This is a genomic window from Marinobacterium ramblicola (assembly GCF_019084545.1).
GTDB classification, from domain to species: domain Bacteria; phylum Pseudomonadota; class Gammaproteobacteria; order Pseudomonadales; family Balneatricaceae; genus Marinobacterium_D; species Marinobacterium_D ramblicola.
Genome location: NZ_JAHREP010000001.1, coordinates 201,056 through 217,517, shown reverse-complemented (window position 1 = coordinate 217,517; position 16,462 = coordinate 201,056). Strand labels below are relative to the sequence as shown.

General features: G+C 57.6%; 17 protein-coding genes. 10 read left to right on the top strand and 7 right to left on the bottom strand.

What is annotated here, in order from left to right; all coding sequences use genetic code 11:
* Positions 1-16: 16 nt before the first annotated feature.
* The 9 genes from mnmA (at position 17) to KQ940_RS00800 (ending at position 8,903) form a co-directional block, all read left to right on the top strand.
* On the top strand, positions 17-1,132 hold the full coding sequence (gene mnmA, locus KQ940_RS00840; RefSeq protein ID WP_217410790.1) for a tRNA 2-thiouridine(34) synthase MnmA: 1,116 nt from the start codon (positions 17-19) through the stop codon (positions 1,130-1,132).
* Positions 1,132-1,818 carry a high frequency lysogenization protein HflD gene (gene hflD, locus KQ940_RS00835; RefSeq protein WP_217410789.1) on the top strand — a complete coding sequence of 229 codons (687 nt, stop codon included), beginning with the start codon at positions 1,132-1,134 and terminating at the stop codon, positions 1,816-1,818. The genes mnmA and hflD overlap by 1 nt, the downstream gene beginning before the upstream one ends.
* A gap of 106 nt (positions 1,819-1,924) precedes the next feature.
* Complete coding sequence (gene purB, locus KQ940_RS00830; RefSeq protein ID WP_217410788.1) at positions 1,925-3,289, top strand: adenylosuccinate lyase; 1,365 nt, start codon at positions 1,925-1,927, stop codon at positions 3,287-3,289.
* A gap of 129 nt (positions 3,290-3,418) precedes the next feature.
* Entirely contained in the window at positions 3,419-4,147 is a 729-nt protein-coding gene (locus KQ940_RS00825) for an RNA methyltransferase (protein ID WP_217410787.1), read from the top strand.
* Between the two features lie 67 nt (positions 4,148-4,214).
* The gene (locus KQ940_RS00820) at positions 4,215-4,466 is read left to right on the top strand and encodes a hypothetical protein (RefSeq protein WP_217410786.1); all 252 of its coding nucleotides are present in this window, start codon (positions 4,215-4,217) and stop codon (positions 4,464-4,466) included.
* The gene (locus KQ940_RS00815) at positions 4,463-5,626 is read left to right on the top strand and encodes a JmjC domain-containing protein (RefSeq protein ID WP_343222596.1); all 1,164 of its coding nucleotides are present in this window, start codon (positions 4,463-4,465) and stop codon (positions 5,624-5,626) included. The genes KQ940_RS00820 and KQ940_RS00815 overlap by 4 nt, the downstream gene beginning before the upstream one ends.
* A 530-nt stretch (positions 5,627-6,156) precedes the next feature.
* Positions 6,157-7,752, top strand: a complete 1,596-nt coding sequence (locus KQ940_RS00810) for an isocitrate lyase (RefSeq protein WP_217410785.1) — start codon at positions 6,157-6,159, stop codon at positions 7,750-7,752.
* 196 nt (positions 7,753-7,948) lie between these two features.
* A complete protein-coding gene (locus tag KQ940_RS00805) occupies positions 7,949-8,602 on the top strand; it encodes a Crp/Fnr family transcriptional regulator (RefSeq protein ID WP_217410784.1) in 654 nt (217 codons plus the stop codon).
* Positions 8,603-8,714: 112 nt separating this feature from the next.
* Positions 8,715-8,903 carry a YgaP family membrane protein gene (locus KQ940_RS00800; protein WP_217410783.1) on the top strand — a complete coding sequence of 63 codons (189 nt, stop codon included), beginning with the start codon at positions 8,715-8,717 and terminating at the stop codon, positions 8,901-8,903.
* 5 nt (positions 8,904-8,908) lie between these two features.
* Here KQ940_RS00800 and KQ940_RS00795 read toward each other — a convergent pair whose 3' ends face one another.
* The 4 genes from KQ940_RS00795 to ylqF all read right to left on the bottom strand — a co-directional run bounded on the left by KQ940_RS00795 (position 8,909) and on the right by ylqF (position 11,229).
* Positions 8,909-9,730, bottom strand: coding sequence for a TIGR01458 family HAD-type hydrolase (locus KQ940_RS00795; RefSeq protein WP_343222595.1), 822 nt, complete (start codon positions 9,728-9,730; stop codon positions 8,909-8,911).
* Complete coding sequence (locus KQ940_RS00790) at positions 9,727-9,948, bottom strand: CDGSH iron-sulfur domain-containing protein (RefSeq protein WP_343222594.1); 222 nt, start codon at positions 9,946-9,948, stop codon at positions 9,727-9,729. The genes KQ940_RS00795 and KQ940_RS00790 overlap by 4 nt, the downstream gene beginning before the upstream one ends.
* A gap of 95 nt (positions 9,949-10,043) precedes the next feature.
* A complete protein-coding gene (locus tag KQ940_RS00785) occupies positions 10,044-10,331 on the bottom strand; it encodes a hypothetical protein (protein WP_217410779.1) in 288 nt (95 codons plus the stop codon).
* Complete coding sequence (ylqF, locus tag KQ940_RS00780; RefSeq protein ID WP_217410777.1) at positions 10,321-11,229, bottom strand: ribosome biogenesis GTPase YlqF; 909 nt, start codon at positions 11,227-11,229, stop codon at positions 10,321-10,323. The genes KQ940_RS00785 and ylqF overlap by 11 nt, the downstream gene beginning before the upstream one ends.
* 132 nt (positions 11,230-11,361) lie before the next feature.
* Here ylqF and KQ940_RS00775 point away from each other — a divergent pair, with 132 nt between their 5' ends.
* Positions 11,362-12,588, top strand: coding sequence for an EAL and HDOD domain-containing protein (locus KQ940_RS00775; protein WP_217410775.1), 1,227 nt, complete (start codon positions 11,362-11,364; stop codon positions 12,586-12,588).
* 62 nt (positions 12,589-12,650) lie between these two features.
* Here KQ940_RS00775 and clpX read toward each other — a convergent pair whose 3' ends face one another.
* From clpX to tig, 3 genes are all read right to left on the bottom strand, one after another.
* Positions 12,651-13,931 carry an ATP-dependent Clp protease ATP-binding subunit ClpX gene (gene clpX / locus KQ940_RS00770; protein ID WP_217410773.1) on the bottom strand — a complete coding sequence of 427 codons (1,281 nt, stop codon included), beginning with the start codon at positions 13,929-13,931 and terminating at the stop codon, positions 12,651-12,653.
* Positions 13,932-14,021: 90 nt separating this feature from the next.
* Entirely contained in the window at positions 14,022-14,657 is a 636-nt protein-coding gene (clpP, locus tag KQ940_RS00765) for an ATP-dependent Clp endopeptidase proteolytic subunit ClpP (protein WP_217410772.1), read from the bottom strand.
* Between the two features lie 118 nt (positions 14,658-14,775).
* Positions 14,776-16,116 (bottom strand): trigger factor, encoded by a 1,341-nt coding sequence (tig, locus tag KQ940_RS00760; RefSeq protein WP_217410771.1) that lies wholly within the window; start codon positions 16,114-16,116, stop codon positions 14,776-14,778.
* Positions 16,117-16,462: the final 346 nt, after the last annotated feature.

Here is a 16,462-nt window from a genome sequence, read left to right as displayed (position 1 = left end):
GGAACTACTCGATCCAATGAGCGAAAACTCAGCTAAAAAAGTGATCGTCGGCATGTCCGGCGGTGTCGACTCCTCGGTATCTGCTCTGTTGCTGCAGCAGCAGGGGTATCAGGTTGAAGGACTGTTCATGAAGAACTGGGAGGAGGATGACGGCACCGAGTACTGCACCGCGAAAGAGGATCTGGCCGACGCCCAGGCAGTCTGCGACAAACTGGGCATCCATCTGCATACGGCCAACTTTGCCGCGGAATACTGGGATAACGTGTTCGAGCACTTCCTCGCCGAATACAAAGCCGGGCGCACACCCAACCCCGACATCCTGTGCAATCGGGAGATCAAGTTCAAAGCCTTCCTGGAGTACGCCCGGATGCTGGGCGCCGACCTGATCGCCACCGGGCATTATGTCCGCAGGGGCACGCGGGATGGCCACGCCGTGCTGCTCAAAGGCCTGGACGCCAACAAGGATCAGAGTTATTTCCTGCACCAGGTAGGCGAAGCCGAGCTGGCATTGACGCTGTTCCCGGTCGGCGAACTGGAGAAACCCGCCGTCCGCGCGCTGGCGGAAGAGCACGATCTGGTCACCCATGACAAGAAGGACAGCACCGGCATCTGCTTTATCGGCGAGCGTCGCTTCAGCGACTTCCTCAAGCAGTATCTGCCCGCGCAGCCCGGCAGGATCGAAACACCCGATGGCGATATCATCGGCGAGCATCAGGGCTTGATGTATTACACCATCGGTCAACGCCAGGGCTTAGGGATTGGCGGTCTCGCCGACTATCCAGAAGAGCCCTGGTTCGTTGCCGACAAGGACCTGGCGCGCAACGTGCTGATCGCGGTTCAGGGCACCAACCATCCACTGCTGTTCGCAGAGTGGCTGACCTGCTCGGAGATTTTCTGGATCAATGGCGCAGAGCCTGCACTGCCACTACGCTGCAAGGCCAAAGTACGCTACCGCCAGAGCGACCAGGCCTGTGTCATCGAGCGCTCCGATGCCGGCTATATGATCCGGTTCGACCAGCCGCAGCGTGCTGTCACCCCGGGGCAGTCGGCGGTGCTCTACCTCGATGACCTCTGTCTGGGCGGCGGTGTTATCGAAACCACGTCTCGTATCCATCCCGAGGAGGCCTGCTGATGTCACGAGCCCACGACGAACAAGCAATCGCGCTGGCCGGCGTGTTTCAGGCCGCCAGCCTGGTTGAACAGATCGCCCGACGCGGCATGGTGGCACAAAACAGTTATGAAGCTTCGATTGCCAGTCTGTTTGTCTCCGACCCCAAGGTCACTGAGGATGTCTACGGCGGGGTCAGGGACCTGCCGTTCAACCTGAGTCTCGGGCTGAAACAGATGCAGGAGCTGGTCGACAAACGGGCCGGCGGGCTCAACCAGGATGTCATGCGCTACGCACTGTCGATGATTCAGCTCGAGCGCAAGCTCAGTGCCAGGCCCGATATGCTGGAGGAGATCGGCAAGCGTCTTGACCAGCTCGCCGTGAAAGCCCGCTACTTTTCCGGTAACGGCGAATCCCAGGCAGAAACGGAAACCGCTTCCGATCCTTCGATCTATACCCACGCCAACGTCATCGCGGGCATAGCGGCACTCTACCAGGACACGCTGAGCACCTTCTCCACCCGGATCCAGGTCGGCGGCGATCCCCGCCATCTGCAGAACAGCGAGAATGCGGCCAGAATACGCGCGCTGTTGCTGGCCGGGATTCGTGCCGTGATCCTGTGGCGCCAGGTCGGCGGCAAGCGCTGGCACCTGTTCTTCTTCAAGTCACGGGTACGCCCCTCGCTGAAGAAGATCAACAGCAACGGTTAACACCAAACCTGGCGGATCTCGGTTAAACATTAGCGCCGATTTCCGCTATAATGTGCGCCCTTTTCGCCCTTATTCGAACAACCGCCAACTAGTGAGACTGTGTGACATGGAGCTTTCTGCCCTCACCGCTATTTCCCCGGTCGATGGACGTTACGGTAGCAAGACTGCCGACCTGCGCAATGTATTCAGCGAATACGGCCTGATCCGTTTTCGCGTCGAGGTCGAGGTCCGCTGGCTGCAGCAGCTTGCCGCCCACCCGCAGATCGCCGAAGTACCGGCGCTGAGCGCGGAAGCCGACGCCCGTCTGAACGCCATCGTGGACCAGTTCGGTGAGCAGGATGCCGCACGCATCAAAGAGATCGAGCGCACCACCAATCACGACGTCAAGGCGGTCGAGTACTTCATCAAGGAGCGTATTGCCGAGCTGCCGGAACTGGCCGCAGTCAGTGAATTCGTGCATTTCGCCTGCACCTCCGAGGATATCAACAACCTCTCCCACGCGCTGATGCTGAAAAACGGAGTTGCCGTTCTTCGCCCGCAGATGCAGCAGGTCGCCGACGAGATCGCCGCGCTGGCACGCAAGCACGCCGAGCAGCCGATGCTGTCACGCACCCATGGCCAGACCGCCTCCCCGACCACCCTGGGCAAGGAGATGGCCAACGTCGCCTACCGTCTGCGGCGCCAGCTCAAGCAGCTCGACACCATCGAATACCTCGGCAAAATCAACGGCGCCGTGGGCAACTACAACGCCCACCTGTCCGCCTATCCGGAGATCGACTGGGAAGCCAATGCCCAGTCCTTCATCGAGAAGCTGGGGCTGAACTGGAACCCCTACACCACCCAGATCGAGCCGCACGACTACATCGCCGAACTGTTCGACTGCGTATGCCGCTTCAACACCATCCTGATCGACTTCGACCGCGACGTTTGGGGTTACATCTCTCTGGGCTACTTCAAGCAGCGGACCATCGCCGGCGAAGTGGGCTCCTCTACCATGCCGCACAAGGTCAACCCGATCGACTTCGAAAACTCGGAAGGTAACCTTGGCATCGCCAACGCGATCATGCAGCACCTGGCGGTCAAACTGCCGATCTCCCGCTGGCAGCGCGACCTGACCGACTCTACCGTGCTGCGCAACATGGGCGTCGGTTTCGGCTACAGTCTGATCGCCTATCAGGCCAGTCTGAAGGGGATCAGCAAGCTGGAGATGAACGCCGAGCGCCTGAATGCCGATCTGGATAACGCCTGGGAAGTACTGGCCGAGCCGATCCAGACCGTGATGCGTCGCTACGCCATCGAAGAGCCGTACGAGAAACTCAAGGCGCTGACCCGCGGCAAGGCGATGACCAAAGAGACACTGATGGAGTTCATCGACACCCTGGAGATCCCGGAGCAGGCGAAAGCCGAACTCAAGGCGCTGAGCCCGGCAACCTATATCGGTAATGCGGTCGAGCAGGCCAAGCGGATCTGATCGACCGCTGCCCCGCAAAAGAGCCGGCAAAATGCCGGCTCTTTTATTACCAGCAGCACAACATCCCGCAAGCGCATGGATAGGTAGCAGCGGGATCAGTTCAATTCACCAACAAGCGGCAACCCGGCCATGCTAAGCAATATCCGTATCGTACTGGTCCAGACCTTTCATCCCGGCAATATCGGCGCCGCTGCCCGCGCCATGAAGAACATGGGGCTATCCCAGCTCTATCTGGTAGATCCCCGCGCCTTCCCCGACCCGGAGGCGGAATCCCGCGCCGCCGGTGCCAAGGACCTGCTGGCCGACGCCGTGGTAGTCGGCAGCGTCGAGGAAGCGATCGCTGATTGCCAACTGGTGATCGGGACCAGCGCCCGAGAGCGCAGCTACGATCTGCCCCTGCTCGATCTCGAAACCACGGCGGGAGTCGCCGTCCAGGAAGCGCACAGCGGCCAGATCGCCATACTCTTTGGCCGCGAAACCATGGGCCTGAACAACACCGAGATGCTGCTCTGCAACCGCCACCTGTATATCGATGCCAATCCGGACTACCCGGTACTGAACGTAGCCCAGGCGATTCAACTGGTCTGCTATGAGCTGCGCCGAGCAGCCAACAAAGCAGAAGCCGCCACGGTGGAGCCGGCCCCCTACCCCCGGCAACAGGAGATGGTGCTGTTCTACGAGCATCTGGAACGTGTGCTGCGCTTAACCAACTTTATTATCCCCCAGCATGAAGGGCGCGTACTGGACAAACTCAAGCGCTACTTCAACCGCTCTCGACCGGAAAAGACGGAACTGGGGATGCTCAGGGGCATACTGAACTCGGTTGAGGAGACAGTAGCACGCCTGACCAAGGATTGAGCCCCGGCATTACATCGCTCCCGCGGCACTGCTAAAGTAGCCACTACAACCGACCGGGGAGACAGCCATGAGCCAGACACTGCACGAACTCGCTGCTCAAGCCGCACAGCTGCAGCACGCATTAGCGGGCGCTGCCGACAGCATGGAGCAGTACGAATACAATCTGCAGGGCATCCAACGCTGCGCCGAACAGATCTCGAGATGCGTGAAGATGGTGGGCAACAACCGCACCGCCGCCCTCTCGGCACGGGATACCCGCAAGGTAATGGATCAGCTCGAAGCTGCAACCAATGAATTGATGGAGCTACTGGCCAAGTGAAAAAACAGGTACCGCTGGGCGAGATGACGCCGGAACAGTTTCTGCGAGATTATTGGCAGAAAAAACCCCTGCTGATCCGCAACGCCATCCCCGATTTCGAACCGCTACTCAGTGCCGACGAACTGGCCGGGCTTGCGTGCGAACAGGATGTAGAATCCCGCCTTATCCGCTTCGATGCCCAGGGCGACACCTGGACGCTGGATAAAGGCCCCTTCGATGAGTCCCACTTTGCCAACCTGCCCCAGCGATGCTGGACGCTGCTGGTACAGGCGGTCGACCATTGGCTACCGGAAGCCACTGAGTTGGTGGATAAATTCAACTTCATCCCGAACTGGCGGGTCGATGACCTGATGATCAGCTACGCGGTAGATGGTGGCGGCGTCGGACCGCACTACGACAACTACGATGTCTTTCTGCTGCAGGCCGAGGGTACCCGGCGCTGGGAAATCGGCGGCATCTGCGACGAACACTCACCCAGACGCGAGGATGCGCCGGTGATGATCCTGCCCCAGTGGGAGGCTGAGCAGAGCTTCGAGCTGAACCCCGGAGACATGCTCTACTTACCGCCCCAGGTGGCACATAACGGCGTCGCGATCGGTGATGGCTGCGTCACCTATTCGATCGGCTTTCGCGCCCCCGCGCATAATGAGATTCTGCGTAGCTTCAGCGATTTTATCGGTGAGCAGCTTGGCCGCGAACAGCGTTACGCCGACGCTGATCTGACGCTGCAGGATAATCCTGGCCAGATCTCCGCCGCCGCCCTGAGCAGAGTGGCCGACATCCTGGCCAGCTACCTCGGCAACCGTGAGCAGCTTGCATCCTGGTTCGGCCAGTATATGACCGAGCCGAAATATCCCGAGCTAGTCGAAGAGGGTGAACAGCTGGAGGAGTCCGACATCGCCGAAGCGCTGGCCGAGGGCTGCTCGATCAGGCGTGCCGAAGGCTCACGCTTCGCTTACATCGATCGCGATGCCGATAGCGTACTGCTGTTTGCCGATGGGCAGCAGCATGAGGCCGAAGGCGAGGCCGCCGCACTTGCCCGCCATATCTGCCGGGAGCGCGGACTCGACGCGGCACAGGTACCGACCCAGAGCTCGACGGCCCTTTCGCTGCTCAAGACGCTGCTGCAAAACGGCTGCTGCTACCTGACAGAAGGCTGATAGCCGAACTCATGATGCGCCGAACCCGCCCTCCAAGAGCGGGTTCATCCAAAAGCCGCTCCATAGCCTCACACCCAACAACACCCATTCCCTGCAAAATCTTAGACTTTAGTTAAACGCGAGATCTCCAGTTCAGTAAAAATCAACAATTTCACACTTTTTGTAGTCAATATTTAATAGACTTTAATCGCATATGAATTACTTTTTATATAACAATTAGTTTATGTAAATAGCGCTTTTTACCCCTACGACCAAAGTATTTCATACCAAGGGAATAGATACTCCAAGCCCTGCTGCGACGGGATTTTTTGCGCTGCAGCACGAAATACTCAAGGTAGTAATACTACACCCCCCGCAAAAACCGCCTTGTAGTCCTAATACATACTTTGCTGCTATGCACAAAGTCGCTTTGACACCCCCTCCACGACAACACATCATTCGTCCCATAGCGCTGCACCAACCCCAACAGGATGCAGCATAAAACGCGAAGCTTTTGATTAACCCAACAGTCAATCTGTAGAGGAAAAGCCATGTCAGAATACAAAAAAGCGATCGATGCAGTTGCCAGCCTGAAGGCGGTCAATGGTGCTCCCTGGGAAGCTATCAACCCGGAATACGCTGCACGTATGAAAGTACAGAACCGCTTCAAGACCGGTCTGGACATCGCACGCTACACTGCCAAGATCATGCGCCAGGATATGGCTGAATACGACGCGGACTCCTCTCAGTACACCCAGTCCCTGGGCTGCTGGCACGGCTTTATCGGTCAGCAGAAGCTGATCGCAATCAAGAAGCACTTCGGCACCACCAACAAGCGCTACCTGTACCTGTCTGGCTGGATGATCGCCGCACTGCGCTCCGAGTTCGGTCCGCTGCCCGACCAGTCCATGCACGAAAAGACATCTGTACCGGCGCTGATCGAAGAGCTGTACACCTTCCTGCGCCAGGCCGACGCCCGCGAACTGGGCGGCCTGTTCCGCGAACTGGACGCGGCTCGCGAAGCCGGTGACAGCGCGAAAGAAGCTGCCGTTCAGGACAAGATCGACAACTTCCAGACTCACGTTGTGCCGATCATCGCCGACATCGACGCCGGTTTCGGTAACGAAGAGGCCACTTACCTGCTGGCCAAGCGGATGATCGAAGCCGGTGCCTGTGCGATCCAGATCGAAAACCAGGTATCCGACGAGAAGCAGTGCGGTCACCAGGACGGCAAGGTTACCGTTCCTCACGCCGACTTCCTGGCCAAGATCCGCGCCGTTCGCTACGCCTTCCTTGAACTGGGTGTCGACGACGGTGTTATCGTGGCACGTACCGACTCCCTGGGCGCCGGTTTGACCAAGCAGATCGCCGTGACCAACGAGCCGGGCGACCTGGGTGACAAGTACAACGCTTTCCTCGACGGCGACTACGTTGAGAGCGCAGACGACATCGCCAACGGCGACGTGGTGGTCAAAGCCAACGGCAAGCTGCTCAAGCCCAAGCGCCTGGCATCCGGCCTGTTCCAGTTCAAGAAAGGCTCTGGCGAAGATCGCTGCGTACTGGACTGCATCACCTCTTTGCAGAACGGCGCCGACCTGCTGTGGATCGAAACCGAGAAGCCGCACGTGGGCCAGATCGGTGGCATGGTTAACCGCATCCGTGAAGTGATTCCGAATGCCAAACTGGTATACAACAACAGCCCCTCCTTCAACTGGACCCTGAACTTCCGTCAGCAGGTATTCGATGCCTGGACCGAAGAGGGCAAGGACCTGTCGGCCTACGATCGCGCCAACCTGATGAGCGTTGAGTACGACGAAACCGAGCTGGCTGTTGAAGCTGACCGCCGTATCCAGAGCTTCCAGCGTGACGCATCCCGTGAAGCAGGTATCTTCCATCACCTGATCACGCTGCCGACTTACCACACTGCCGCCCTGTCTACCGACAACCTGGCAAAAGAGTACTTCGGCGAAGCCGGCATGCTGGGCTACGTGGCCGGCGTGCAGCGCAAGGAGATCCGTCAGGGTATCGCCTGCGTCAAGCACCAGAACATGGCCGGCTCTGATATGGGCGACGACCACAAAGAGTACTTCTCCGGTGACGCTGCACTCAAGGCGTCCGGTAAAGACAACACCATGAACCAGTTCTAATCGAGCCCACAAGGCACTGATTACTGATTAGTTCAAAACTGCTGCACCATTGATTACCCGCGGCAGCTCATCTCTCCCCAGTGATGAGCGCCGCGGGTTTTTTATCCCCTCCTCCTACCCGTCTCCCCCATTACCACCGCTGGTCAATCCGGATACACTTCATCTCATCGTTAGAGTCAAAAGGATATCGCGAAGGATGAGCAGCAATTGGCTGGACCACTTTCCCGCTCTGCAAACGATCAAGACTAGCGGCTGGCAGCAGGCCTGCGATCAGGCTCGTGTAGTGGAACTGCCGGCGGAAAAGCCGGTATTCCAAACCGGTGACAGTTGCCGCCAGTTTCTGCTTGTACTGGAGGGTTCGGTGCGGGTGCAGAAGCTCTCGGACAGCGGCCGCGAAATCCTGCTCTATCGCGTTGAAGCCGGTCAGTCCTGCATTTTGACCACGGCATGTCTGTTAGGTAGCAAGCACTATCAAGCGGAAGCGTTCACCGAATCGACCGTCAAGGCGGTCGTGATTCCCTCAGCCGCCTTTCGACGAGCGATGGATGATAGTGCCGCACTGCGCGAGTTTGTCTTTGCCGGCTACGGTCAACGGCTCACGGAGCTGTTGATGTTGATCGAAGCGATAGCTTTCGGCAGGCTCGACTGCCGCCTGGCCGCCTACCTGCTCAATCAGGGCCCTGGTCCGCTGAAGACCACCCACCAGCAGATCGCCCGCGAGCTCGGCACCGCACGCGAAGTGGTCAGTCGCACGCTGAAGGAGTTCGAGCGCAGAGGCTGGCTTCGGCTGTCACGCGCATCGATCGAGCTGCTCGAGCCCGAACAGTTAAACCGGCTCAGCCTGTTGTAATAATCTGGCTTATATAACGAGCTATGTAACCTTCTGTGTAACTAAGTCACTGAACTGCAGCCAAGCTTGATCTACAGTGAGTTCAAAGGGATAACCGAAGAGGAGAGCTCAAATGAAAGCGAATGTTGGCGGTATTGACCGGATTCTTCGAATCCTGGTTGGTTTGGCACTGATTGCAGCCACCCTGCTGGGCGCGCTGCCGGTATGGGGCTGGATTGGTATTATCCCGCTGGCGACCGGTCTGTTCAGCTTCTGTCCGCTCTACAGCATGCTGGGGATCTGTACCAAGAAAACCGGCTGAGTCGATCAGCCGCCGTTCCCGGCACAGCCACCCAGCAGTGCCGGGAGGTCGGCTATCGATCGCAGCAGGCAGTCAGGGACCACGGCACTACGCGCCACCAGATCGGGGTGATATTTCCCGGTTTCGACCAATACACCCTGACAGCCACAGGACTGACCACCCCCTACATCTGTTTCCACATCATCCCCGACCACCAACACCTGCTCAGGGGACAGCCCCATGCTATCGCAGGCCGCCCGAAAGAAGCTGACCGAGGGTTTGCCTATAACGACAGCTTGCACATCGGCAGCATATTCGAGCGCCGCCACAAACGCCCCTATATCCAGCGACAAGCCGTCGCCGGTACGCCAGTACCGATTGCGGTGCACACAGACCAGCTTTGCACCTGCCAATAACCAATGGAACGCCTGGTTTAGCCGGTCATAGTCCCAAGCCTGACCTATATCCCCGATCAGTACCGCCTCCGGCGTCGATTCATCAAACTCGAACCGCTCCTGCAACGATAGCCGCACGCTGTCACAGACCAGAGCCGCTATTCGACTGATCGATTGCGCTTCAAGCCAGGCCTCGCTTGCCTGTACCGCGCTGAATACCTGCTCTTCACGCACGGGGAGGCCCAGCCTTTCCAGCTTGGCCAACAGCTGGTCGCGGGTTTTGGTCGATGTATTGGTGATGTAACGAAAAGGCAGGCGTTGGGCGTTCAGCCAGTCGATGGTGGTAACCGCCCCCTGGATAAGCTTATCGTCCACATAGAGGACGCCATCCAGATCCAGCAGCAGCCCCTTGGGCATCGGCATCCGTTTAGCCGTCGGGTCATGCGGACTCACGCTTCGCCCTCACCCTCTTTACAATGGCTCTTGTCGCAGACTGGCGGTGTCCGGGTCTGCTTACAGGTACAGAGGTATAGCTCGGCATCCTCTTCCGCTTCGAACACCAGAGGATCCAACCCTGTACCCACATGACTGCCATCGCAGAAAGGTTGATTCAAGGAGCGTCCACAGGCGCACCAAGCGTAGATCTCATCCTTCTTGACTTCAACTTTCACCGGCGCGCTCCCTGCGCGGTGAACTGGTGAATGGCTCATGACCGATCCTCCCGCTCTGTCGCTAAAATTAGGCGACACCGGAGGGACGGTCAAACTCAGGAGTCTTCCGACTCCTGCTTTTCGCTGTTCAGTCGACGAATCTTTTCCGCCAACGGTCCGCCGTGTCGAGTTCCCTTTCGGCCGGCTTCCGCATCTCGCTCCATACGCGACTGGGTCGCCTGCGCCTTCTCGTAAACAGACTTGTGCTTCTTGCTATTACGCAGTGCGCGCTGCTTACGACTCTCCTTACTGTCGGGATCAGCCAGACGCTCCTGCTTTCTCGGCTTCTGCTCAAGCACGGCCATGAAACTGCCGCTACGACGCTGCTTCTTATTACGACTCACTTTCTCTGCTCTCCTCGGCCGCTGCTTCAGCCGCCGCCTGTTCAGCCTCAATACGCTTCTGCTCCCACTCGGCCACGGTTTCAAACGTGATCGCGCCGAGCTTGCCTGCCCTTAACTCCGTGAGCAGAATATCCGCTGCCTTGTAAAGATCCACCACTCCGCCCGGTTTCAGGCAGCCCCTTTTACGCCCAATCTGGTCCAGCAACGCCTCCGGCCCCTCCGGCAACGCCTGCAACCGGTACCGCTCAGAGAGCAGTGCCGGGTATTCGGCGAGCAGAAAGGCTGCCGCATAGGTCGCAACCGCCTCGTACTCAATGGCCGTATCCTTGATCGCACCACTGGCCGCCAGACGATAAGCCGAGTCATGGTCTTCGATCTTCGGCCACAAGATTCCCGGGGTATCGGATAGCGCCATACCGTTATGCACGCTATAGCGCTTCTGCCCCTTGGTCACCGCCGGCTCGTTGCCCACCTTGGCGATCCTCCGACCAAGCAATGCGTTGATCAGCGTGGATTTACCCACATTAGGGATCCCCATGATCATCGCGCGCACCGGACGGTCGGCTCGAACCCGCGCCGGTACCGCCTCCTTGCAGAGCACGGGAATCTTCTGCACCAGTTTTTTCTGCGCCGTATCCATCGCTATCGCTGTGATGCCGTCCTGGGCGTTGAAGTAGGCCAGCCATTCGCGCGTGCGCGCGGGATCGGCCAGATCCTGCTTGTTCAGCAGTTTGATCACAGGCTTACCGCGCCGAAGCTTATCGACCAGAGGATTTTCGCTTGAGCGAGGGAGCCGGGCATCCAGCACCTCGATCACCACATCGACCTCATCCATCAACTCGGCAATCTCTTTGCGAGCCTTATGCATGTGGCCGGGAAACCAGTTAATACGTGTCATATTGACTAAATTTTTTAGATCGGCCGCATAGTATACTCTGCATAATCATCGCAATCAGCCGTTCAACGGGTGCCATAGGGGCAATCGCGCGCTAAAATTCATCGCCTATACCAAGGGAAGGACCAATCACCCATGTCTCACGAACTCGACCCGGGTCAGGCACTGATCGCCCGCCACCCGATTTTCGATAGCCAACAGCGCGTGATCGCCTACGAGCTGAACTACCATCGGGATACCAATCTGGGTGATATGATGGCGATGGATCCCGATGCCAGCTCGAGCTCGGAGGTGATCCTCAGCACTTACACCAGTATCAGCGACCAGGGCGAAGTCAAACGCGTCCCGGCCTTCCTCCCCGTGCCGCTGGAGATGATCAACAGCAGTACCATGCCCAAGCTGCCGACCAAGCAGGTGGTGTTGATGATCAGCGCCCCCACGGGCCGCCATTCCGAGTGTGCCAGTGCACTGCGGCAGATACTCAAGGATGGTTATCGAGTCACGCTCGAGATCGGCAACTATACACCGGATCTGGCGCCTCTGCTGAAGATGGCCAATATTGTGAAATTGGATGTGAGCCTGATGCAGGAGGATGAGCTCAAGGCCAGGGTTCGCGAGCTGCTGCCCCACAAGGTCACCCTGCTTGCCTCCAACATCCAGTCCATTGAGCAGCTCGAACACTGTATCGAGGCCGGCTTCAAGCTGTTCGAGGGCTCCTTCCTTAGTCGACCGAAAGTGATCAAGGGCCGCCGCGTCAGCGCCAACCAGGTTACCCTGATGCAGTTGATTCAGGAGCTGCAGAAGCCGAATACCAAGCCGGAGGTGCTGGAAGAGCTGATCATTCGCGACCCGGTATTGACCTACAAGCTGCTGCGCATCGTTAACTCCGCAGCCTATTCGCTGGTTCGCAAGGTCGAATCGATCGCCGAAGCAGTGGTTCTCCTCGGAATGGACCAGGTACGCAAGTGGGCCACGCTGATCGCGATGACCAATCAGGACAACAAGCCCGAAGAGCTGTCGCGCGCCCTGCTCATTCGCGGCCGCATGTGCGAATTGATTGCTGAAGGGGAAAAACGCCCCAACGCCGCTTCCTATTTCATGACCGGCATGATGTCAGGCTTGCATGTGATGCTCGATATCGATCAGCAAACGATGCTCGAGCAGGTGCCGCTTGGCGACGATATCAAGTCAGCTATCGCCAATCATGAGGGTGACATGGGGCGGATACTCGAACAGGCGACCGCCTACGAAAACGGAGATTGGGAAGAACTGCCGGCCGATTTCAACGTGACCCTATTCGAAAGCGCGTATCGCAACAGCCTGCACTGGGCCAAAGAGTCCATGCAAGCGATGTACGAATAAGTATCGTCGAGACATGAAAAAAGCGACCCGCGGGTCGCTTTTTTGGTTCTTGGTCCAGGAGATCAGTCCTGCGTCGCCGCCTTGGAATGCTCCTGCTGCTCGTAGATCAGGATCGGCTCTGAGGTACCCTCGATAACACCCTCGTCGATCACGACCTTGCCGACGCCATCCATCGACGGAAGCTGGTACATGGTCTCCAGCAGTGTCGCCTCCAGAATGGAGCGCAGACCACGGGCGCCGGTGCGACGCTCGAGCGCATGACGCGCCACAGCCTTGAGCGCATCCGCCCGAAAGTCGACCTCGACCCCCTCCATATCGAACAGCGCCTGATACTGACGCACCAAGCTGTTTTTCGGTTCGGTCAGGATCTGGATCAACGCCTCTTCATCAAGCTCGGACAGTGTCGCGACCATCGGCAGACGGCCGACGAATTCGGGAATCAGGCCGTATTTGACCAGATCCTCAGCCTCGACATCGTGCAGCACCTCGGACAGACGGCTCTCATCCTTGCTCTTCACGGTAGCATTGAAACCGATCGAGCTGCGCTCACTGCGATCGCGGATGATCTTCTCAAGCCCGGAAAACGCGCCGCCGCAGATGAACAGGATGTTGGAGGTATCGACCTGCAGGAACTCCTGCTGCGGATGCTTACGGCCACCCTGAGGCGGTACCGATGCGACCGTACCCTCGATCAGTTTGAGCAGGGCCTGCTGAACCCCCTCGCCTGACACGTCACGTGTAATCGACGGGTTATCGGACTTGCGGGACACCTTATCGATCTCATCGATATAGACGATACCCAGCTGCGCCTTCTCCACGTCGTAGTCGCACTTCTGCAGCAGCTTCTGGATGATATTTTCAACATCCTCACCGACATAACCCGCTTCGGTCAGCGTGGTGGCATCGGCAATAGTAAAAGGCACATTCAACAGGCGCGCCAGTGTCTGCGCCAGCAACGTCTTACCGCTACCGGTAGGCCCGATCAGCAGGATGTTGCTCTTGCCCAGCTCGACATCACCCTTGCCCTTGCCCTGGAAGCGCAGACGCTTGTAGTGGTTGTATACGGCAACCGCGAGCACTTTTTTGGCCCGCTCCTGGCCAATCACGTACTCATCAAGCGTATGCTTGATCTCGGCCGGCGTCGGCAACTGCTCGCTGGGCGCCTGTTCTTCGTTATCCTGAATCTCTTCACTGATAATATCATTACAGAGATCGACACACTCATCGCAGATAAAAACAGACGGGCCCGCGATCAGCTTTCTCACTTCATCCTGGCTTTTGCCACAGAAAGAGCAGAATAGCTTGCTGCCATTTCCGCCTTTACCGCTGATCTCATCCGACATTCTGATACCTCAAAAACCTTTGATCTCCATTTGCAATATTCGGCCCCCTACCCAGATTTCAAGCTGAGCAGAGGGCAAGCAGAGCGATCCTTACTCTGCCATTGTGCGGCGATCGAGCACTGCGTCGATCAGCCCATACTCCACAGCCGCGGCCGGGTCCATGAAGTTATCACGGTCGGTATCACGGGCGATAGTCTCAACATCCTGACCGGTATGCTGAGCCAATATATTATTCAGTTTATTACGGATGGTCAGAATTTCACGGGTGTGGATCTCAATGTCCGTCGCCTGTCCCTGATAACCACCCAGAGGCTGGTGTATCATCATGCGCGAGTTCGGCAGCGCATAACGCTTACCCGCCGCGCCACCTGCCAGCAGCAACGCGCCCATGGAGGCCGCCTGGCCGATACACATGGTGCTGACATCCGGCTTGATGAACTGCATGGTATCGTAGATAGCCAGACCCGCCGTTACCGACCCGCCGGGCGAATTGATGTAAAGGTGAATATCCTTGTCCGGATTCTCAGCTTCCAGGAATAGCAGCTGCGCTACGATCAGATTGGCCATGTGATCTTCGACTTGGCCGACCATGAAGATAACCCGCTCCTTCAGCAGGCGGGAGTAAATATCGTAGGCACGCTCGCCGCGTGAACTCTGCTCAACCACCATCGGCACCAGGCCGCTGTTGGTGATACCACTGGAACGCCCATTCAAGATGTCCGTCATATACACTTCTCCTTAGAGCCTTTGAAAGCAAAAACGACAGTTAGCCGCAGCCAACTGTCGTTTTCGAGATTTCGGCGCCCCACCGGGGTGGACGTTTGAGCGCTTTTTTCGCGATGGCTTACTCGCCGGCTTCAGCTTCGGCAGTCTCTGCTGCCTGCTGTGCCGGTTTGATCGCCTCTTCGTAGCTGACTTCTGTCTCGGAGACTTTAGCAGATGCGACCAGCTGATCAACTACTTGATCTTCGAGAACCATGCTTTTGATCTGATTCAGGATCTGCTCGTTACCGTTGTACCACTCGATAACCTGCTGCGGCTCCTGGTAGGTTTCAGCCATTTCTGCGATGGTTTCCTGCACGCGTGCGTCGTCAACCTTGATCTCGTTGGCTTTGATCACTTCCTGCACCAGCAAGCCTACGGTCACTCGACGCTTGGCCTGCTCCTGGAACATCTCTTTCGGCAGGGTGTTCGGGTCGATCTGTGAGTTCGGGCCGCCGAACTGCTGTACCGCCTGGCGACGCAGGTTGTCGATCTCGTCGTCGACCAGCGCAGCCGGAACATCGATGGCGTTCAGCTCAACCAGCTTGTTGAACACCTGCTCCTTCAGCTTGGTTTTCAGCGAATGCTTGAGCTCGCGCTCCATGTTTTTACGCACTTCGGCACGGAAGCCATCCAGCTCGGTCTCTTCAATACCGAACTTGGCAAAGAACTCGGCATTCAGCTCCGGCAGCTCGGAAGCTGAAACGTTCTGCACCTTCACCTTGAACTTGGCGGGTTTACCCTTCAGGTTTTCGGCGTGGTACTGTTCCGGGAAGGTTACATCCAGCTCGACTTCGTCACCGGCTTTGACGCCCACAAGACCCGACTCGAAGCCCGGAATCATGGAGTTGGAGCCCAGCACCAGGTCATGACCTTCTGCCTTGCCGCCTTCGAATGCCTCACCATCGATAAAGCCTTCGAAGTCGATCTTGACGCGATCGCCATCTTCAGCGGCGCGCTCAACGACCGCCCAGCTAGACTGCTGCTTGCGCAGGGTCTCGATCATCTGATCCAGATCCGCGTCCTTGATCTCAGCGCTCTGCTTGCTGATCTCGACAGAGGAGAAATCCGCCAGCTCGATCTGCGGGTAAACTTCAAATGTCGCTACAAACTGCAGATCTTCACCTTCCTTGTCGTTCTTCAGGTCGATACTCGGGCCGCCAGCCGGCTTGAGCTCTTCCTGCTGGACAGCCTTGTAGAAGCTCTCCTGAACCACACGGTTCAGCACATCGTAACGGATCGCATCACCGTACATGCGCTTGATAACTTTCGGCGGTACTTTACCCGGGCGGAAACCATCCATGCGGCGAGTCCGGGCCTGCTGCATCACCTGTTTATCCACGTCCTGGTCAATTCGTTCGGCGGGGACCGTAATGGTCATCTGACGCTCAAGGCCGGAAGTCGTTTCGACAGAAACTTGCATGAAATTCCTCACAAATACATTGCAGCGTTTATAGCGACCTGCGATCGCGCCTGCGATTCCCCTTTGATCGACGTTACGAATACGCCGATCAAATCACAATGGAACCAGAGATCCGACCCACAGAGCCTAAAATCGTAAAGCGCAAAATTGTCCGGCAATCAAGGGGATTAGTCAAGCCAAAGCCCCATTCCGCTTAAGCGCAATAACAAGCTGCAGACACGACAAAACAGCGCCAAGGCACTGATCAATCAAGGAAGAAAACAAGGTAGGGAATGGGGTGGATGATGGGGCTTGAACCCACGACCGCCGGAATCACAATCCGGAGCTCTGCCAACTGAGCTACATC

Coding starts and splice junctions, on each gene's coding strand:
- mnmA (WP_217410790.1), top strand. CDS start 17: ATGAGCGAAAACTCAGCTAAAAAAGTGATCGTCGGCATGTCCGGCGGT.
- hflD (WP_217410789.1), top strand. CDS start 1,132: ATGTCACGAGCCCACGACGAACAAGCAATCGCGCTGGCCGGCGTGTTT.
- purB (WP_217410788.1), top strand. CDS start 1,925: ATGGAGCTTTCTGCCCTCACCGCTATTTCCCCGGTCGATGGACGTTAC.
- KQ940_RS00825 (WP_217410787.1), top strand. CDS start 3,419: ATGCTAAGCAATATCCGTATCGTACTGGTCCAGACCTTTCATCCCGGC.
- KQ940_RS00820 (WP_217410786.1), top strand. CDS start 4,215: ATGAGCCAGACACTGCACGAACTCGCTGCTCAAGCCGCACAGCTGCAG.
- KQ940_RS00810 (WP_217410785.1), top strand. CDS start 6,157: ATGTCAGAATACAAAAAAGCGATCGATGCAGTTGCCAGCCTGAAGGCG.
- KQ940_RS00805 (WP_217410784.1), top strand. CDS start 7,949: ATGAGCAGCAATTGGCTGGACCACTTTCCCGCTCTGCAAACGATCAAG.
- KQ940_RS00800 (WP_217410783.1), top strand. CDS start 8,715: ATGAAAGCGAATGTTGGCGGTATTGACCGGATTCTTCGAATCCTGGTT.
- ylqF (WP_217410777.1), bottom strand. CDS start 11,229: ATGACACGTATTAACTGGTTTCCCGGCCACATGCATAAGGCTCGCAAA.
- KQ940_RS00775 (WP_217410775.1), top strand. CDS start 11,362: ATGTCTCACGAACTCGACCCGGGTCAGGCACTGATCGCCCGCCACCCG.
- clpX (WP_217410773.1), bottom strand. CDS start 13,931: ATGTCGGATGAGATCAGCGGTAAAGGCGGAAATGGCAGCAAGCTATTC.
- clpP (WP_217410772.1), bottom strand. CDS start 14,657: ATGACGGACATCTTGAATGGGCGTTCCAGTGGTATCACCAACAGCGGC.
- tig (WP_217410771.1), bottom strand. CDS start 16,116: ATGCAAGTTTCTGTCGAAACGACTTCCGGCCTTGAGCGTCAGATGACC.